The following is a 1,037-nucleotide window of genomic DNA, read 5'->3' on the forward strand; positions in this document are numbered from 1 at the left end:
ACCCCCCCCCCCCCCCCCCCCCCCCGCCCCACCACCCCCCCCCTCTGGGGCGCGGTCTGTCGGCCCCCCCCCCCCCCCCCCCCGGTTGTGGGGGGGGGGGGGGGGGGGCCCCCCCCCCCCCCCCACCCCCACAACCCCTTCTTCGCCATGTGCCCCGAGCTGAGGACAGCTGCTTCGTGAAGCCCCAGAGCGACGCCGAGTTCGCCGAGTTCGCCACCGCGCGCTGGAATCGGCTGCTGCGTATCGCCTACATGCTCACCGGTGACTTCCACGAGGCCGAGGACCTGGTACAGACCACCTTGATCAGGGTGTGCGACCACTGGCGGCGGATCCCCGGTGGGGAAGTCGACCTCTATGTGCGCCGCGCTCTGATCAACAACCACAGGAGCCGCCTGCGCAAGAGACGAGTGACTCAGTTCCTGACCTCGCTGGTTCCGGAGACCCCGGCCCGCGGGCATGCCGAGAACGTTGAGCACCGTATCGCCCTGGCCCAGGCCCTGGATTCGCTGTCCTCCCGGCAACGCGCGGCCGTGATCCTGCGCTACTGGGACGACATGAGTGAACAGCAGACCGCCGAGATCCTCGGCTGCTCGCCGAATACGGTCAAAGTCCACACCCGCCGAGCCCTGACCGCCCTGCGCGCTCACCCCGCCCTGGCCACCTACGCCCCCATCCTCACCGGAGAGACGCGATGACCTCCCGCACCGAGGCCGAACGGCTGCACCAGGCCCTGGACGACTTCGCCGGATCCGTCCCCGCCACCCCCATCGACGTGGACGCCATCCAGCAGGCGGCGCGCAAGCGCCGGGCCCGCCGCCGCGTCGCGAGCATCACGGCCGGTTGCGGCCTCCTCCTCGCCCCTCTGGCATTCCTCGCCACCGTCGGCGGCTCGGAGCGGACCACGGTCTCGCCGGCAACAACCGCACCTCACGAGACAGTTCGGGTGGTGGCGCCGGGTGAGAGGGTCACGGTGGCGCCGAATCTGACGATGTGGCTCACCAAGGACGGCAAGCAGTGCCTGCAGCATTCTTTCGAGC

The 1,037-nt window shown here is 71.0% G+C and carries 1 protein-coding gene and 1 pseudogene; both read left to right on the forward strand.

Translation table 11 applies throughout. The annotated features are described in order from the left end of the window. The first annotated feature begins 176 nt into the window (after nucleotides 1-176). Complete coding sequence (locus ACGFNH_RS32690; protein ID WP_393660016.1) at nucleotides 177-695, forward strand: SigE family RNA polymerase sigma factor; 519 nt, start codon at nucleotides 177-179, stop codon at nucleotides 693-695. Continuing rightward, a pseudogene (locus ACGFNH_RS32695) lies at nucleotides 692-1,037 on the forward strand (hypothetical protein); the annotation flags it as partial. The gene ACGFNH_RS32690 and the pseudogene ACGFNH_RS32695, both read left to right, overlap by 4 nt.

Origin of the sequence: Streptomyces sp. NPDC048639, assembly GCF_043199075.1 — a bacterium.
In the GTDB taxonomy this organism is placed as follows: Bacteria; Actinomycetota; Actinomycetes; order Streptomycetales; family Streptomycetaceae; genus Streptomyces.